Genomic DNA, 16,469 nt, shown 5'->3' on the forward strand with positions numbered 1-16,469 from the left:
CGCGTTCACGGGTGGCCGAGCCGGTGGGCGGCGTGGGGCGGGGGCTTCGTAGGGTGGCGGGGCGAAACCCGTACCCGAGGAGGTCTCATGATGGAGGGGAACGGCCCCGCGATCGCGAACGGCCTGGAACCGGACCGGCAGGCCGTCGAGGCGATGGGCCGGGAGCTCGTCTCCCGCATCGCCGACTACGTCGGGAGCCTGCCCAAGGCGCCCGTCAGCCGGTTCGGCGGCGCCGAGGACGCCGTGGCGCGCATGCTGCTGCCGCCGCCCGACGCGCCCGGCACGTTCCACCGGCTGCTGGACGACTTCCAGGAGGCCGCCTCCTACGGGCTCGACACGTCCAGCCCCGGCTACCTCGCCTACTTCCCGGCCGGCGGGCTGGTCTCCTCGGCGCTCGCGGACGCCCTCGCGCAGGTGCACAACCGCTTCACCACCGTGGCCGACCTCGCGCCCGCGCTGGTCGCGATGGAGCACGGCGTGCTGCGCTGGCTGGCCGGTCTGTTCGGCCTCCCGGAGAGCGCGGGCGGGCTGGTGACCACGGGCGGGTCCGCGGCCACGCTCACGGCGGTCGTCGCCGCCCGCCACGACCGGCTCGGCGAGGACCTGACCGGCGCCCGGCTGTACGTCACCGAGCACACCCACTACTGCGTGGCCAAGTCGGCGCGCGTCGCCGGCCTGCCGGCGTCGGCGGTGCGGACCGTGCCGACCCGGGGGCTGCGCATGGACCCGGCCGCGGCCGCCCGGATGATCGAGGAGGACCGCGCCCTCGGCCTGCGCCCGTTCCTGCTCGTCGCGACCGGGGGTACGACCAGCACCGGGACCGTGGATCCGCTGCCGGAGCTGGGCGAGCTGGCCGCGCGGGAAGGTCTGTGGTTCCACGTGGACGCCGCCTACGGTGGCGGGCTGGCGCTGACCGACCGCGGCCGGGCGCGGCTGGCCGGGATCGGACGTGCCGACTCCGTCGTCGTGGACCCGCACAAGAGCCTGTTCCTCCCGTACGGGACCGGCGTGGTCCTGGCCCGGGACCCCGGCACGCTGGCGGCCGCCCACGCGGACAGCGGCGACTACCTCCAGGACCTGCGGACGGTGGGCGGGCTGCCGGACTTCAATCATTACGGCGTGGAGCTGACCAGGGAGTTCCGCGGGCTGAGGCTGTGGCTGCCGCTGCACCTGCACGGTGTGGCCGCCTTCCGCGCGGCCCTGGACGAGAAGCTCGACCTGGCCGCGCTCGCCCACCGGGAGCTGGCCGCCGACCCGCTCTTCGAGGTGCCCTGGGAGCCGGACCTGACCGTCGTGGTGTTCCGGCTGCGCGGGGACGACGCGCTCAGCCGCGCGCTGCTCGAACGCGTCAACGCCGCCGAGCGCGTCTTCCTGTCCAGCACCGTCGTCGAGGGGCGGTTCTTCGTGCGGATCAACCCCACCAGCCACCGCACCCACGCCGCCGAGACCCGCGCAGCCCTGGACCTCATCCGCGCCCGCGCCCGCGCGGTGACCGGCTGACAGGCGGGCCCGGGGCCGGGCCGCTGTCAGGGGAGGAGGGCCAGGAGCTCCTGCTCGCGGGCGGGGCTGAGGCCGGCTCTCCTGGGCCGGTCGAGCCCTTGGTCGCGTTCCCAGGCCAGCAGGTCGGTGAGCAGCTCGGCGCGGGGGCGGTGGCGCAGCCCGGCGGCCCGCGCCGCCTCCCCCGAGTGGGCCGACCAGCCCTCCCAGCCCGGCTCGGCGACCCACATCGGCAGCGACTCGGGCCCCATCCACTCGTTGACCTTCTGGTCGAGCAGCCAGCCCGGATCCGCCTCGACGACCGGCCCGGTGTGGCCGCCGGCGGCCCGGCACTGCTCGATCCACTCCCCGAACGGCACCACCGGGCCGACCGCGTTGAAGGTGCCGGTGGTCCCCGCCCGCGCGCAGTCGAGCAGCCAGGCGGCCAGATCCCGCACGTCGATCACCTGCGTCGGCGCCTCCGGCGGGCCCGGCACCAGCAGCGGACCCCGCTGGTCGCGCGCGGCCCGCGCCACCCAGTAGCCCGAGCGGCCGGTGTGGTCGCCCGGCCCGCCGATCAGCCCGGCCCGCGCGATGACCAGCCGGTCGCCCGCGGCCGCGGCCGCGGCCCGCTCGCAGGCGACCTTCGCCTCGCCGTAGAGCTCCCGGTCCACCTCGTCGCGATCGGTGGGCTCCAGCAGCGGCGTGCTCTCGTCGGCGCCGGGCACGCCATGGGAGGCGTAGGCGTTGACGGAGGAGACATAGGTCCAGTGCCCGGCCCGCTCGCCCAGCGCCGCCAGCGCGCCGCGGACCATTCCCGGCTGCCACGACACGTCGACGACCGCGTCCCAGTCGCGGTGCCGCACCTGCTCGTACGCCCCCGGCGCCCGCCGGTCGGCGGAGACCAGCACCGCGCCGTCGGCCACCGGCCCGCTCTCGCCGCGCGCCAGGCAGGTCACCGCGTCCCCGCGCTCCACCGCCTGCCGGGTCACCTCGCGGCCCAGCCAGGCCGTGCCACCCAGAACAAGAATTTGCATGAAAGCACTCAATCAGCTCTAACGGCGAGAAAGCCCATGGTTCGCATGGGGCGTAACAAACCCCCCGGCCTGCGATCTCGTCCTCATTTTTGAGGGCTACACGGCGGCCCCGCTTCGTGCTCGAATCTGTCTATGGGACCGGTCCCAAGGCACTGGAGGTCCGGATGATCGAACGCCTGTGGCTCCACCCCCCACTGGCCATCGCCCGGCTGGGTCCCTCCCCGGCCCCGTGCGACAACTACCGCTGGGGTCCGAGCGATCTGACCCCGCGCGGCACTGGGAAGACCACGGTGGTCCCCGAGGAGACCCTGGACGTCGCGGCGGACGGGACGATCACGCGCCGGACACCCGACGAGGTGCGGTTCAAGGACGAGCACGGCTTCCGCCCGGTCGCGCCGTTCTTCGAGCTGTTCGGGACCTGGAAGGCCGGCGGGACCACCCGCACCGGGCCCGTCACCCCGGAGGTGCTGCGGGAGTCCGGCATCACGCTCGGCGACGTGCGCTGGGTCGTGCGGGTGGCCAACCTCAAGGCGTTCCAGTACACCCAGCGGGCCGGCGACCGCGTCGAGGCCCGGGTCGAGGTGGCCGGCGACGACCACACCAGGCACGCCGTTCCCGGCCGCGCCCCGCAGGGTGCCCCCGACCCGCTCGTGCCGCCGGACGCGATGCTCCCGCTCGGCTCGGTGCAGGCGCCGCGGCCGGACACGGAGCTCGCCGGCCTGCGGCTGCGCTTCACCCCCGCGGCCGGGCTCGTCTACGGGCCGACCGACCTGGCCGCCCGCACCAGCCTCTACCGGTTGCCCGCCGGGCAGCTCATCCTCAACCCGGCCGCAGCCTGGTGCGGCTTCTCACTGGAGGGTGAGGACCCGCGGACCAACCCCGGCGGGCTGTTCGCGGGCGCCGAGGAGAACGAGAGCCTCGGGCTGGTGGACGACGTGTGCGACGGCCTGGTCAGCTTCGTGCTGCCCGGCGGCCACTCGGCCACCGCCCGCATCGTCGTCGGCCCGCCGCACTTCGCGCCCGACCGCAGGCCGTTCGTGTCCCTGGCCGACGGGCTCACCGACCGCGTGCGGCGCGGCGACGTACGCGAGCCGGCGTATTTGGCGGACCGGGAGCAGACCGCGCTGGAGGTCCGCGACCTGCTCGAACGGGTCCTGGAGACGATGGACGCGATCAACCTCGACGTGCAGAACGAGCGCTCGGGGCTGGAGAACGGGGCCACCGCCCGAGCCCGCGGCCTGCCCCCAGAGGCGGCCCGCGACCAGGCGTTCCCCCCTCCGGAGCCGCTGACGTCGCTGACGCTGCCGCTCACCGGTCACGCGCGGCAGCGCCACCGCCGGTTCGTCGCGCTGGAGGTGCTGGAGGATCTGCTGCGCGAACGGCCCGACCTGCTCCGCCAGGTGATCCGCGAGCCGGCGACCCACGAGCGCTTCTACGACCGCCGCATGCCGGTCGCCATGCGCGGCTCCGACCGCTACCCGCTGCACCTGACCCGCCGCCAGTACGACCTGATCCTGGGCTGGGCGCGCTCGCTGCGCGACGGGACGGCGGGCGGGACATGACCGTCTTCCTGCGGATCGGGCCCCGCCCCGAACCCGCTCAGGGCCCGCCCGGCCTGGCCGCCGAGCTGAAGGTCTTCCGCAGCGCGCACGGCGCGCACCTGTTCCTGGCCGACGGCAGCAGGGTCTACGACGTCCCGCCCGGCGTCGCCGACCGGCTGGAGGGGTGGCTGGCCGGCCGCCACTCCAGCGACGACGACGCCGACCTGGCCCGCGAGCTGGGCCTGCCCGTGTGGGAGGCCGCCGGGGCGCGGCCCCGCTACATCGGCGACGCCCCCATGGAGGCGCCGCCCCTGACCGCCCTCTCGCTCAACGTCATGCAGGCGTGCAACCTCACCTGCGGGCACTGCTACGCCGACGAGGGCCGATTCGGCGGTCCCGCGCGGGCCATGCCGGTCGCGACCGCGCTGGCCGCCGTGGACCGGCTGCTGGCCGAGGCCGCGCCCGGCGCGGACGTGGTGGTCGGCTTCATGGGAGGCGAGCCGCTGCTCGCCCGCCGGCTCGTCCACGAGGTGGTACGCCACGCCACGGCGGCCGGCCAGGCCACCGGGCACCGGGTCAGGTTCGCCGTCACCACCAACCTGACCACCGTCACCGAGGCCGACGCCCGGCTGTTCGCCGAGCACCCGTTCACGGTGTCGGTGAGCCTCGACGGCGACCGCGCCGGCCACGACGCGCTGCGCCGGGCCCGGGGCGGCGCCAGCGCCTACGACCTCATGCGGGATGGGCTGCGCGTGCTCGAACGGCACGGCCGGCCCCGCCACCTCGCCGCCAGGGTCAGCGTCACCCCGCGCACCACGCGGCTGCTCGACCTGCTGGAGCACGGCATCGGCCTGGGCTTCGACGAGGTCGGCTTCGCCGCCGTGGTCAGCGCGCCCGACCCGGCCCTGGAGATCGCCGGGGACGGCTTCACGCGGTTCCTCGACGGCATGATCGAATGCGGCGAGCGGGCGCTGGCCGAGCTGGCCGCCGGGCGCCCGTACCCGTTCGGGAACTTCCAGACCGCGATGCACCAGTTGCACCGCGGCACCCACCGGCCCTACCCGTGCGGGGCGGGCGCGGGCTATCTCAGCGCGTCCGCCGGCGGCGACCTCTACGCCTGCCACCGGCTGGTCGGGGACCCCGCCTTCGCCATGGGATCCGTCCGGGACGGCCCCGACCAGCGGGCGCGCCGCCGTCACCTGGAGCGCGGCCACGTCGACCGCATGGAGCCGTGCCGCGGCTGCTGGGCGCGCTACCTGTGCGGGGGCGGCTGCTACCACGAGGTGAGCAGCCGGGGCAGGCCCGGCTGCGACTACATCCGCGGCTGGCTCGCGTTCTGCCTGCGCGCGTACGTCGAACTGGCCCAGGCGGTGCCGGGCTACTTCCGGCAGCCGCCGCCGGCCCACCTGGAAAGCCCCCCGACCACCGTCGGACGATGAAACGAGGCGTCCATGCCCGATCAGGATTCCGGAGTCCCGCTCGGAAAGATCTACCCGCGGAACCTCACGGCCAGGGCCGACCACGTCGTCCGCGGCAACCCCGCGGGGTCGCGGCCGGAGAGCGGGGTGGACAACTGCTATCCCGGCCTGGAGTTCGACCAGCGCAACCTGGACAAGGCGTTCTTCCCCGGGCTCGTCGTCGAGTTCCACCGCCCGGACGGCGCCCGGATCGTCGCCCTCACCGGCGGCGGCCCCGCGCCCGCGCAGGGCCTCACGGCGGCCGACCTGCCGCTGGACATCTGGGCCGTGTGCGGGCGCACCACGGTGGACCAGGGTGAGGAGGCGGCCCCGACGATCGGCTGCGACGACCGCAACGGCCTGGAGGTGTGGCGGGCCGTGCACGACCTGCTTCCCGGCACGGTGGCCCTGCTCATCGGCCCGGGTCCCGGCATCACCTCGCCGGGCTCCGACCCGGTCAGGGGAGACCTGAACGGCTTCCGGCGGCGCGGCACCAGCATCCTCCAGCGGGCCCCCGACGGCTCCGTGCAGGTGGGCGTGCTGGTCGCCGACCGCGCTCGCTACCTCGACGACGACGGGGTGATCGAGCCGGAGGCGTACGAACCGGGCGAGCTGACCCGCAGCCTGTGCGCACCCTGGCAGTACGACTTCCGCGACTGCGGCTGCTTCTACTGGGCGGCCTCCAAGCCCGACATCGTCACCAGCGCGGACGGGCTGCACGCCGACCTGAACTTCCAGCGCAGGGACCGCGTCTCCGACCCGCCGCCCAAGGACGGGCCCCGGCTGGCCGGGCGCAGGGAGCTCGAACTCGACTACCACGAGCTCATCGCAGACTGGGGCGTACTGCCCGTCGTCCTCAACGACCGGGAGGGCGAGAGCCGGCCTGCCCCCGCACATCCCGGCGTGGAGCCGCTCACCCCGGAGCAGGTCGCCGACGAACTGGCCTACCTGGCCACAGTGGAGCACGCGCTGTGCGTCCAATACCTGTTCGCCCACTACTCGCTGGACGCGCCCATGCGGCTGCCGGCCGGCGCCGACTCCCGCACCCGGCGGGTGTACGCCGCCGCGCAGGAGATCTTCGGCATCGCGATCGACGAGATGCGCCACCTGCGGTGGGCCAACGAGGCGCTCGGGGTGCTCGGGCGGGCCCCGGTGCTCGGCCGCGCGGAGACCATCCACCGGCAGCTCCGCACGCCCTTCTCCCTGCAACCCCTCACCCCGCGGCAGCTCGACTGGTTCATCGAGGTGGAACGGCCCAGCCAGGCCAGCGGCGGCGGCATCGACGGCATGTACGTACGCCTGCACGCCGCCCTCACCGGCGACCCGGACGCCTTCCCCGAGGCGGACCGGCTCGCGCACCTGATCAAGCTGATCATCGACGAGGGCGCCGACCATTTCCGGCGTTTCACCGCCGTCAAGACGCACCTCGCCGGACTGTCCGAGGCCGAATACCTGCGCCGGCTGGACCACAAGCCCGCTCCCGGGCTGGACACCTCGCTGCTCGACCTCGCCGACCAGAACTACGCGCTGCTGCTGGATGCCCTGCGGGCGACGTTCGCGCTGGGCGACGCGGCGGGCGGGCTGCTCATCGAGCAGTCGCGGCGGGCGATGTTCAACCTGCACGAGACCCATCACGCGCTGTCGGCCCGCGGGGTGGCCCCGCGGTTCACCCTGCCCCTGGACCCGGTCCTGGAGGCGGGCGACTCCGGCACGGAGCTGCGCCGACGGGTCGCGGAGCTGGGCGGCCCGGAGCAGCGGGAGGCGATGCTCCGCCAGGAGGCCGACGCGCAGACGCTCATCGCGGCGCTCCAGGACCGGGCCGGAGGGTGATCGTCACGGTAGGCGGTTCCGGCCTGGCCGAGCTGACCTGCGCCCGGCTCCTGCTCGGCCGCGGCCACCGGGTCCGCCTGGACGCCCCGCCGGCTGCCGGTTTCCGCCCGCTGATCCTCAACGCGGAGACCGTCGCGCTGCTCGACGAGCTCTGGGGGCCGGGCCTGCTCGCGCGGGCCTGGCGGTTGCGGGCTCGCCAGGTCCGGTGGGGGCGGGCGCCGGAGGTCCGCGCGCCCGGCGCGGCCGTGGTCATCGACGGCGCCGCCCTGGCCACCACGATGCTGCACCGCCTGACCCAGCACCCCGTCCTCACCGGCGCCACGCCGCCCGCCGGGGCGGTTGAGAGGGGTCTGTGGCTGGGTGGGACGGAAGTCGCGGGTGCGGCGCCCGGCCGGCGGGTCGTCTCGGGGGTGCCGCCGGAGGATCCGGCGCTGGTCGTGGCGGGGCGGCGCCATCTGCTCAGCTCGGCGGGGCTGCGGCTGGCGCGCGGGGTGGAGGAGGACGTCAGCTTCCTGGAGACGGTGCCGGGTGGCTGGGTGCACCTGTTCCCGCTGGGCGGCGGGCGAGCCGTCGCCCAGGCGATGGTGCCCGGTCCCGCCGGCCGGCCGGGCGCGCTTCTGGCGGAGCTCCTGGCCGGGAGCGGCATCGGGGCCCGGCTGGCCGAGCCGCCCGATGACGCCGTCGCGATCCCGGCCGCGCCCCGGCTGCACCCCGCTCCCGCGGAGCCCGGCCGGTTGACCGTCGGCGGCGGCGCCCTGCGGCTGGACCCGATCGCCGGATCCGGGACCGCGCAGGCGCTCAGGACGGCGATCCTGGCCGCCGCCGTGATCGACGCCCAGACCGGGGCCCGGCCGGACGGCGGCGACGATCGCGCCCCGGGGCGTGGGCAGGACTACGCCCCGGGGCGCGGGCTTGACGGCCGGTGGAACAGCCCGCAGGAGGGCCGCTGGGACAGCCCGCACGAGGGCCGGTGGGAGCGGCTGCACGATCACTATGCGGGCCGCCTGCGCGACGTGTTCCGCCGGCATGTCCTGAGCTGCCTGCGTTTCTACGGGGAGGCGTTCGACTCGGCGGACTGGCGCCACGAACTCGCCGCCATGCGCGCGGCGCTGCCCGCCGCCCCACCGCCCGCCGGGCTCCGGCTTCGCGGGCTCGGCCTCGTCCTCACCGACGACCGCTGAGGCACGGCCGCGGGCCGGGTGCCACGCGGGCCCGTGGCAGGCGGGCCCGTGTGGCACGGGGAGGTCAGGCCCGGTCCCGGCTCCACCGCTCCAGCCCGCTCGCGTCGATGGGCAGGGCGGAGGAGAGGATCTCCGCGCCGTCCTTCGTGACCAGCAGGTCGTCCTCGATGCGCACGCCGATCCCGCGCAGCTCCGGCGGGACCGTGCGGTCGTGGGCGTGGAAGTAGAGCCCGGGCTCGACGGTCAGCACCATGCCGGGCGCCATCAGCGCACCGTGGTAGGCCTCCCGGCTGGACTTGGCGCAGTCGTGCACGTCCAGGCCCAGGTGGTGGCCGATGCCGCAGATCAGATAGCGGCGGTGGTGCTGGCCGTGGTCCGACAGGGCCTCGTCCACCGAGACCGGCAGCAGCCCCCAGTCGTGCAGCCCGCGCGCGATGACCTCCATGGCCGCGTGGTGGAAGTCCGTGAAGCGGTGGCCGGGGCCGACCTGCGCCAGCCCGGCCTGGTGCGCCCGCTCCACCAGGTCGTGCACCTGCCGCTGGGCGGGGGAGAAGGTGCCCGAGGCGGGGAAGGTGCGGGTGATGTCGGCGGTGTAGTGGCTGCGCGTCTCCACACCCATGTCGAGCAGCAGCAGCTCGTCCGGCAGCACCGGGCCGTCGCAGCGCACCCAGTGCAGGGTGGGGGCGTGCGCGCCGCTGCCCACGATGGAGGCGTAGCCGGGGCCGTTGCCGTACGCCCTGGCGTAACGGTCGAACGTGCCCTGCAGCCAGCGCTCGCCCGGCCCCTCGACCGCCGTGGGCACCTCGGCCAGCACCGCGGCGAACCCCTCGACCGTACGGTCCACGGCCTCGCGGAGCTGGGCGATCTCCCACTCGTCCTTGATCATGCGCAGCTCGGCGAGCACCTGCCGCAGTTCCTCGGACTCCTCGTGGCCCGGCCCGGCCAGCAGGGCGCCGGCGGGCGGGCCCGGGTAGTCCGCCAGCGGCCGGACCTCGATGCCCAGCGCGGCCGACCACTCGGCCGGGGACGGCGACGGCCCCACCCACAGCTCCCCGTGGGCGGCGTCGGCGAAGAAGCCCGTCTCTCCCGGCCGGGCCGGGGCGGGCAGGTACAGGCGGGCGCCGGCATCGCCGACCACCACCACGGCGCCCTCCACCGCGCAGCCCGTCAGCCAGTAGAAGTCGCTGTCGACGCGGAATTCGTAGGCGGTGGTGTTGCTGCGTACCGGCGCGCGGCCGGCCGGTACCACGACCGTCCGGCCGGGCAGGGCGGCACCGAGCCGGACCCGGTGCGAGGCGGCGGCCTCGGCCGCCCCCGGCACCAGCTCGGGGGTGCGGGCGGGGGAGTCCCAGCCCTGGGCGATGTACTCGGTGAACGCGGGGATCTCCGACAGCTTGGGCAGCTTGCCGTCACTCACCGGTGATTCCTCCTCCTATGTCGCGTACGAGCCCGGTCAGCCGGGCGAAGACCCGCTCCTGGCCGATGCCGTCGTGCTCGTACTCATTGGTGACCCAGGCCTGGGCGTTGCCCACCCGGGAAGCGGTGTCCAGTTGCAGGCCGGAATCGACGTACATGTCGTCGAAGTAGACGGCGGCGGCGACCGGCACCTCGTTGGCCGCCAGCCGGTCCAGGTCGTAGAGCGGCGGCCAGTCGGAGCGCTCGGCGAGCAGGTCCACGGCGGCGCGGAACGGGCGCAGCACGCGGATCTCCTCGAACATCCAGGGATACATCATCTCCCCGGTGAACAGCAGCGGCCGGGCGTCCTCGGCGAAGGCCGGATGCCGGGCCCGCTCACTCTGCGCCGCCCACGCGGTCGCGCCGGGCCCGGAGCCGTAGATGCTCTCCTGCAGCGCGGCGAACAGCGGGTTGTCGGCGTAGGAGGAGCGGGCCAGCACCTGGTGCAGGAACGTGTCGGACGGCTCGGCGGCCCCCTCGGGGAGGGCCTCGTCGAGCAGCCAGTGCATGCGCTCGTAGCCGGGCTTCATGCCGAAGTCGATGCCGAGGGACTGCAGCCGCCGCACGGTCAGCACGTCCCCGTCCGGCAGCAGCACGTCACCCGCGGCCAGCCGGTCGGCCAGCCGGGTCGTGGTGTCCACGTGGTGCGGGTAGCGGCGGTAGAACTCGGCGTTCTTGGCGGCGACCCGGGGATAGGTGCGCCGGTAGACCTCGGCGGCGTCCGGGTCCACGGACGGCAGGCCGCCCGCCGCGTAGCAGGCGCTCAGACCCTCGGGGGCGCGCGACAGGTACGTCAGCGTGAGGAAGCCGCCGTAGCTCTGCCCCAGCGTGGACCAGCGCTTCCCGCCGAAGACGGTCGTGCGCAGGTGCTCGGCGTCGGCCACGATCGAGTCCGCGCGGAAGCGGGCCAGGTAGGCCGCGCCCTCGGCCGGGCCGAGCGCGCTCATCACCCGCCCGTCGATCCGCGAGCTGCGCCCGGTGCCCCGCTGGTCCAGCAGGATCACCCGGTACGTCTTCAGCGCGTGCCCGAGCCAGCCCGAGGTGTCGACCGGGCGCGGTCCCTTGCCACCGGGGCCGCCCTGCAGGTAGAGCAGGCACGGCAGGTCGTCCCGGTCTCGGACGGGGTCGGCCAGCTCCCGGGCGAACACCGAGATCGTGGCGCCGGAGCCGGGCTCGGTCCAGTCGAGCGGCACCTCCACGACGTGGTCCCGGACCCGCATCCCGGGGATCGTGTAACTCGCTGTGATCATTGCAGTTCCCTCCTGCGGCGGTCCCACTCGGGGTTGATGCGGGGGATGGCCGCCAGCAGCGTCCGCGTGTACTCGTCCTGCGGATCGTCGAACACCTGCTCGACCGGGCCGAGCTCGACGATCCTGCCCTTGCTCATGACCGCGACCCGCTGCGCGATCTGCCGCACGACGGCCAGGTCGTGGGCGATGAAGATGTAGCTGAATCCGCTCTCCCGCTGCAGCCGCCGCAGCAGCTCGATCACCTGCACCTGCACCGACACGTCCAGCGCGGAGACCGCCTCGTCGCAGATCACCAGCTTCGGGTTGACGGCCAGCGCCCGGGCGATGCCGATGCGCTGCGCCTGCCCGCCGGAGAACTGCGCGGGGTAGCGCAGCGAGTGGTCGGGGTTCAGCCCGACCCGTTCCATCAGCTCCTTGGCGTGCGCCCGCCGGCTGCCGTTGGGAGCGATGCCCTGGTAGACCAGCGGTGCCATGAGGATGCGCTCGACGGTGTGCCGGGGGTTGAGCGAGGAGAACGGGTCCTGGAAGACGACCTGGACGTCGGCGCGGAAGCGGGCCAGGTCCGCGCCCTTGGCGTGGGTGACGTCCTCGCCGTCGAACTCCAGCGTGCCCCCGCTCGGTTCCGTCAGCTTGGCCACCATGCGGGCGGTCGTGGACTTGCCCGAGCCCGACTCGCCGACCACGGCCAGCGTCTCGCCCAGCCGTACCCCGAAGCTGACCCGGTCCACCGCGGTGAAGTCGGTCCTGGCGCCCAGCGGGCCGCGGGAGACGAAGCGCTTGGTCAGCTCCCTGGCGCGCAGCAGCTCGCTCATGCGCTCACCCCGTCGTTCGTCGGATCGTCGATGCGCGGGATGCTCTCCAGCAGCATCCGGGTGTAGTCGTGGCGCGGCTCGGCGAAGACCTGCTCGGCGGTGCCGTACTCGACCTGCTCGCCGCGGCGCATCACCAGCACCCGGGTGGCGATCGAGCTGATCACGGCCAGGTCGTGGGTGATGAAGATCATCCCGGTGCCGCTCTGCTGCCGCAGGTCGGCCAGCAGGCGCAGGATCTGCGCCTGCACGGTCACGTCCAGCGCCGTGGTCGGCTCGTCGGCGATGAGCAGCGCGGGCGAGCACACCAGCGCCATCGCGATCATGACGCGCTGCCGCTGCCCGCCGGAGAACTGGTGCGGGTAGTGGTCCACCCGGCGTCCCGCGTCCGGCAGCCCGACCTGCTCCAGGGCCTTGATCGCGACCTCCCGGGCCGCCCTGCGCGAGCGGCCGCGGTGGGCCCGGTAGACCTCCTCGATCTGCAGGCCGACCGTGTAGTACGGGTTCAGCGACGACAGCGGATCCTGGAAGATCATCGACATCTGGTCACCGCGCAGCTTACGCAGGTCCCGGTCGGCGGCGCCGAGCAGCTCGACCCCGTCCAGCCGGATGCTGCCGCTGGTCCTGGCGCCCCGGGGCAGCAGCCCCATGATCGCCAGGCTGGTCATCGACTTGCCGGAGCCCGACTCGCCGACGATCCCGACGGTGTCGTCCCGCCCGACCGTGAAGGAGACGCCCTTGACCACGTCCACCGGGCCGCGCGTGGTGGGGAAGGTGACGGTGAGGTCCTCAACGACCAGCAGCTCGCTCATCTCGCCGTGATCCTCACTCTCGGGTCGAGCGTCGTGTAGACGAGGTCCACCACCAGGTTCCCGATGACCACGAAGAACGCCGCCAGCAGCGTCACCGCCATGATCACCGGCTGGTCGTTCTTGGCGATGGAGTCGGCGGCCATCTTGCCCACCCCGTTCAGGCCGAACACCTTCTCGGTGATGAGCGCGCCGCCGAGCAGCGCGGCGAAGTCCATGCCGAAGATCGTGGTGATCGGGGTCAGCGCCGGCCGCAACGCGTGCCTGCGCATGGTCAGCGCCGGGCTCAGGCCCTTGGCCCGGGCCGTGCGCATGAAGTTCTCGGCCAGCGTGTCGATCACGTTGGCCCTGGTCAGCCGGGCGTACAGGCAGGCGTAGCCGGTGGCCAGCACGATCCACGGCATCAAATACGAGTCGAACCACAGCACCGGGTCGTCGCCGAAGGCCACGGCCTGCGGGAACGGCAGCACCTGCAACTGCACCACCAGCACGTACTGCAGCGCCAGCGCCAGCACGTAGTTGGGGATGCTGGAGCCGCCGAGCGCCAGCCCCATCGCGGTGCGGTCCCACCAGGTGCCCTCCTTGACCGCGCTGAGCAGCCCGGCGGCGACGCCGAAGAACAGCCACAGCACGGCCGCGCCGACCGCCACGGTGGCGCTGACCGGCAGCCGTTCGACCACCATGTCCCAGACGGACTGGTTGGTCTGGAAGCTGTAGCCCAGGCACGGGGCGGCGCAGTGCACCAGGTTCGCGCCCTCGCCGTAGTCCCGCCCGGCGAAGACGCCGCCGAGGAAGCCGAAGAACTGCGTCAGGAACGGCTGGTCCAGGCCGAGCACGGCGCGGATCTGGTCGATGCGCTCCGGCGTGCACGTCTTGCCGCAGATCAGCACCGCCGGGTCCGGCGACAGCGTGAAGAAGATGATGAACGTGAACAGGCACACCAGGAAGAGGATGAGCACCATCCCGGCGAGCCGTCCGGCCACGTAACGCGCCATCATGAGGCGTCCCCCGCGTCGAAGGCGGCCCGCAGCCGGTCGCCGAGCACGGTCAGCGACAGCACGGTGCCGAACAGGAAGGCGCCGGGGATCGCGAAGTACATCGGATCGACGGCGTACCAGTTGACCGAGTTGGCGATCATCTGGCCCCACGACGGCGTCGGCGGCGTCACGCCCACGCCGAGGAAGGACAGGCCCGCCTCGGTGCCGACGTATCCGGGCACGGCCAGGGTGGTCATGACGACCAGGGAGCTGCGCAGGTTCGGCAGGATCTCCTTGAACACCAGCGCCCCGGTGGACGCGCCGGAGGCCCGCGCGGCCTCCACGAACTCCCGGTTGACCAGGGTCATCGTCTGCCCGCGTACCACCCGCGCGAGGTAGGGCCAGCCGAACACGCTGATCACCACGACCAGCAGCACCGGCTTGTTGCCCTGCGGCAGCGAGGACAGGATCGCGATCATGAAGATGAGCGCGGGGAAGGCCATCAGGAAATCCATGAGACGGCAGATCAACTGGTCGGCCCAGCCCCGGTGGAATCCGGCGAGCATGCCCAGCACCACGCCCAGCAGGGTCGTCAGCACCGTGGCGGCGGTCGCGATGAGCAGCGACACGCGTGCCCCGTAGGCGATGCGCGCCAGGATGTCACGGCCGTTCTGCGGTTCGACGCCCAGCAGGTGCTCGGCGCCGATGCCGCCCAGCGAACCGCGGGGCACACCGCCGAGGTCGGTGTCGATCGCGGCGGGATCGAAGTCGTTCGGGCCGTGGCCGGTGATCGCGCTGATCAGCGGCGCGCAGATCGCCATGAGCACGATCAGCGCCAGGAACGCGGCGCTGATGAGGGCGCCCATGTCGTGCAGCAGCACGCTCGCGATCCGGCGGCCCGAGGTGACGGGCGGGGCCGCCACCTCTGTCTGAGCTGCGACGGTCATCTACTTCGTCGGATCCGCCAGGCCGACCGAGACCAGGTCGACGCCACCGGAGAACGAGTCCGACAGGTACGCGCCCGCGATGTTCGAGCCGGTGATCGTGAAGTGCTTCTCGTAGGTGAGCGGCACGATCGGGGCCTTCTCCATGATCTGCTTGTCCAGCTCGCCGTAGGCGGCGTTGGCCTGCTGGACGTCGGGCATGGCCGCGATCTCGTCAATGCGCGCGTTGATGTCCTTGTCGTCGATCTGCGCCAGGTTCTGGTTGCCCTTGTCGACGATGTTGCGACCGTCGAACAGCGGCGGCAGGAACGTCGCCCCGGACGCCCAGTCCGGGCACCAGCCGGTGATGGCGGCGTCGTGCTGCTGCTTCGGGGTCCCGATCACTTCGTAGAACGTGGAGACGTCCACAACGTTGATCTTGACGTCGATGTTCACCTGCTTGAGCGCCTCCTGGACCGCCACCGCCATCGCCTGCATCTTCGTGTCGTTGCGGGCGTCGAGCGTCATGGAGAACCCGTTCGCCAGGCCCGCCTCGGCCAGCAGCTTCTTGGCGGTGTCGAGGTTGCGCGGATACGGGTCGTACTCCACCCGCCCGGCGATCGTCGGCGGCTGGATCGCGGTGGCCTTGGCCGACAGCGCCGAGCCGCCCTGCCCCGCGACCACGGTGTCCTTGTCCACCGCGTAGTTGATCGCCTGGCGGACCCGCAGATCGTCCAGGGGCTTCTTGGTCATGTTCATGGACATGTACGTGGTGCAGCCGGTCAGCCCGCTCAGCGTGCGCGCCTTGACCTGCGGCGCCTGCGCCCGCGCCACGGTGGCGCTCTGGATGATGCCCATGATCGCGTCGCTGTCGGCGCCCTGCCCGGCCAGCATGCGCTCGTCGATGGTGGCCAGGTCCAGCCCCGTCGTCCACTCCCAGGCATCCGGCTTGGCCGCCCGCACGGGGTCGCTCTCCGGCTTCCAGTACGGGTTGCGCACCAGCTTGAGCGAGGCGCCGTGCTGGTAGCTCTCGACCTTGTACGGCCCGCCGGCGATCGGCTTGGTGTCGAACGCGGCCGCCGCCCCGGTGCCCTTGGGGAACGGCACGAAGTTCGGCAGCGTCAGCGCGCTCGGGAAGTCGGGGAACGACTTCTTCAGATGGAAGACGACCGTCTTGTCATCGGGCGTGTCGATCGTGTCGAGATCGCCGGACAGGTAGGGGCCCTTGTAGTCCTTCGGCGCGTCCAGCAGCAGCTTGGCGTAGGGCGAGCCGATCCCGGCCTCCGGATCGAACGACCGGGAGAACCCGAACTTGACAGCCTCGCTCGTGATCGGCGTGCCGTCCTCGAAGAAGATGTTGTCCTTGAGCGTGTAGGTCCACGTCTTGTGGTCCTCCGACGGCTTGCCGGTGTCCGTGGCCAGGTCGGGCACGATCTTCGTGCTCTCCGCGCCGGGGCCCGCCCCGACGGTCGTCAGACCCCGGTAGATGAGCCGGTAGAAGTTGTTCACGCCGCCGTCCCAGCCGCGGGCCGGGTCCAGGTGGGAGAAATCCGCGTTCGTCAGGAAGTGCACGGTGCCGCCCTTCGCCGGGGTCCCGCCCGGGCCGCCCGGGCCGCCACCGGAGCCGGGTCCCGCGCCGCCGCCCCCGCCGCACGCGGTGAGCGCCAGCACGGCGGTCATGGTGACGCTAGCGAACGCCGCCGATCTCCTCATGTCGCCTTCTT

The 16,469-nt window shown here is 73.3% G+C and carries 13 protein-coding genes; 5 read left to right on the forward strand and 8 right to left on the reverse strand.

What is annotated here, in order from left to right:
* Window positions 1-87 precede the first annotated feature (87 nt).
* Entirely contained in the window at window positions 88-1,500 is a 1,413-nt protein-coding gene (locus ABGB18_RS19035) for a pyridoxal-dependent decarboxylase (RefSeq protein WP_347696853.1), read from the forward strand.
* Window positions 1,501-1,526: 26 nt separating this feature from the next.
* On the opposite strand, the gene ABGB18_RS19040 is transcribed toward ABGB18_RS19035, so the two are convergent.
* Window positions 1,527-2,513, reverse strand: a complete 987-nt coding sequence (locus ABGB18_RS19040; protein ID WP_347696854.1) for an NAD-dependent epimerase/dehydratase family protein — start codon at window positions 2,511-2,513, stop codon at window positions 1,527-1,529.
* 164 nt (window positions 2,514-2,677) lie between these two features.
* On the opposite strand from ABGB18_RS19040, the gene ABGB18_RS19045 reads away from it, so the two are divergent.
* Genes ABGB18_RS19045 through ABGB18_RS19060 form a run of 4 tightly spaced genes read left to right on the forward strand, consistent with a single transcriptional unit; the run spans window position 2,678 to window position 8,522 of the window.
* Window positions 2,678-4,075 (forward strand): hypothetical protein, encoded by a 1,398-nt coding sequence (locus ABGB18_RS19045; RefSeq protein WP_347696855.1) that lies wholly within the window; start codon window positions 2,678-2,680, stop codon window positions 4,073-4,075.
* Window positions 4,072-5,493, forward strand: a complete 1,422-nt coding sequence (locus ABGB18_RS19050) for a radical SAM protein (protein ID WP_347696856.1) — start codon at window positions 4,072-4,074, stop codon at window positions 5,491-5,493. The genes ABGB18_RS19045 and ABGB18_RS19050 overlap by 4 nt, the downstream gene beginning before the upstream one ends.
* A 12-nt stretch (window positions 5,494-5,505) precedes the next feature.
* Window positions 5,506-7,341, forward strand: coding sequence for a ferritin-like domain-containing protein (locus tag ABGB18_RS19055; RefSeq protein ID WP_347696857.1), 1,836 nt, complete (start codon window positions 5,506-5,508; stop codon window positions 7,339-7,341).
* Complete coding sequence (locus ABGB18_RS19060; protein ID WP_347696858.1) at window positions 7,338-8,522, forward strand: hypothetical protein; 1,185 nt, start codon at window positions 7,338-7,340, stop codon at window positions 8,520-8,522. The genes ABGB18_RS19055 and ABGB18_RS19060 overlap by 4 nt, the downstream gene beginning before the upstream one ends.
* Window positions 8,523-8,586: 64 nt before the next feature.
* Here ABGB18_RS19060 and ABGB18_RS19065 read toward each other — a convergent pair whose 3' ends face one another.
* From ABGB18_RS19065 to ABGB18_RS19095, 7 genes are read right to left on the reverse strand one after another with little or no spacing between them, the layout of a single operon-like run.
* On the reverse strand, window positions 8,587-9,939 hold the full coding sequence (locus ABGB18_RS19065) for an aminopeptidase P family protein (RefSeq protein WP_347696859.1): 1,353 nt from the start codon (window positions 9,937-9,939) through the stop codon (window positions 8,587-8,589).
* Window positions 9,932-11,227: an alpha/beta fold hydrolase gene (locus ABGB18_RS19070; protein WP_347696860.1), complete on the reverse strand. Its 1,296-nt coding sequence runs from the start codon at window positions 11,225-11,227 to the stop codon at window positions 9,932-9,934. Before ABGB18_RS19070 ends, ABGB18_RS19065 begins: the two co-directional genes overlap by 8 nt.
* Window positions 11,224-12,039, reverse strand: a complete 816-nt coding sequence (locus ABGB18_RS19075; RefSeq protein ID WP_347696861.1) for an ATP-binding cassette domain-containing protein — start codon at window positions 12,037-12,039, stop codon at window positions 11,224-11,226. The genes ABGB18_RS19070 and ABGB18_RS19075 overlap by 4 nt, the downstream gene beginning before the upstream one ends.
* Window positions 12,036-12,848, reverse strand: a complete 813-nt coding sequence (locus ABGB18_RS19080) for an ABC transporter ATP-binding protein (RefSeq protein WP_347696862.1) — start codon at window positions 12,846-12,848, stop codon at window positions 12,036-12,038. The genes ABGB18_RS19075 and ABGB18_RS19080 overlap by 4 nt, the downstream gene beginning before the upstream one ends.
* Window positions 12,845-13,843 (reverse strand): ABC transporter permease, encoded by a 999-nt coding sequence (locus ABGB18_RS19085; RefSeq protein ID WP_347696863.1) that lies wholly within the window; start codon window positions 13,841-13,843, stop codon window positions 12,845-12,847. Before ABGB18_RS19085 ends, ABGB18_RS19080 begins: the two co-directional genes overlap by 4 nt.
* The gene (locus tag ABGB18_RS19090; RefSeq protein ID WP_347696864.1) at window positions 13,840-14,769 is read right to left on the reverse strand and encodes an ABC transporter permease; all 930 of its coding nucleotides are present in this window, start codon (window positions 14,767-14,769) and stop codon (window positions 13,840-13,842) included. Before ABGB18_RS19090 ends, ABGB18_RS19085 begins: the two co-directional genes overlap by 4 nt.
* Window positions 14,770-16,458 carry an ABC transporter substrate-binding protein gene (locus ABGB18_RS19095; protein WP_347696865.1) on the reverse strand — a complete coding sequence of 563 codons (1,689 nt, stop codon included), beginning with the start codon at window positions 16,456-16,458 and terminating at the stop codon, window positions 14,770-14,772.
* Window positions 16,459-16,469: the final 11 nt, after the last annotated feature.

The sequence above is a fragment of the Nonomuraea sp. B12E4 genome (assembly GCF_039871825.1).
Taxonomy (GTDB): Bacteria; Actinomycetota; Actinomycetes; order Streptosporangiales; family Streptosporangiaceae; genus Nonomuraea.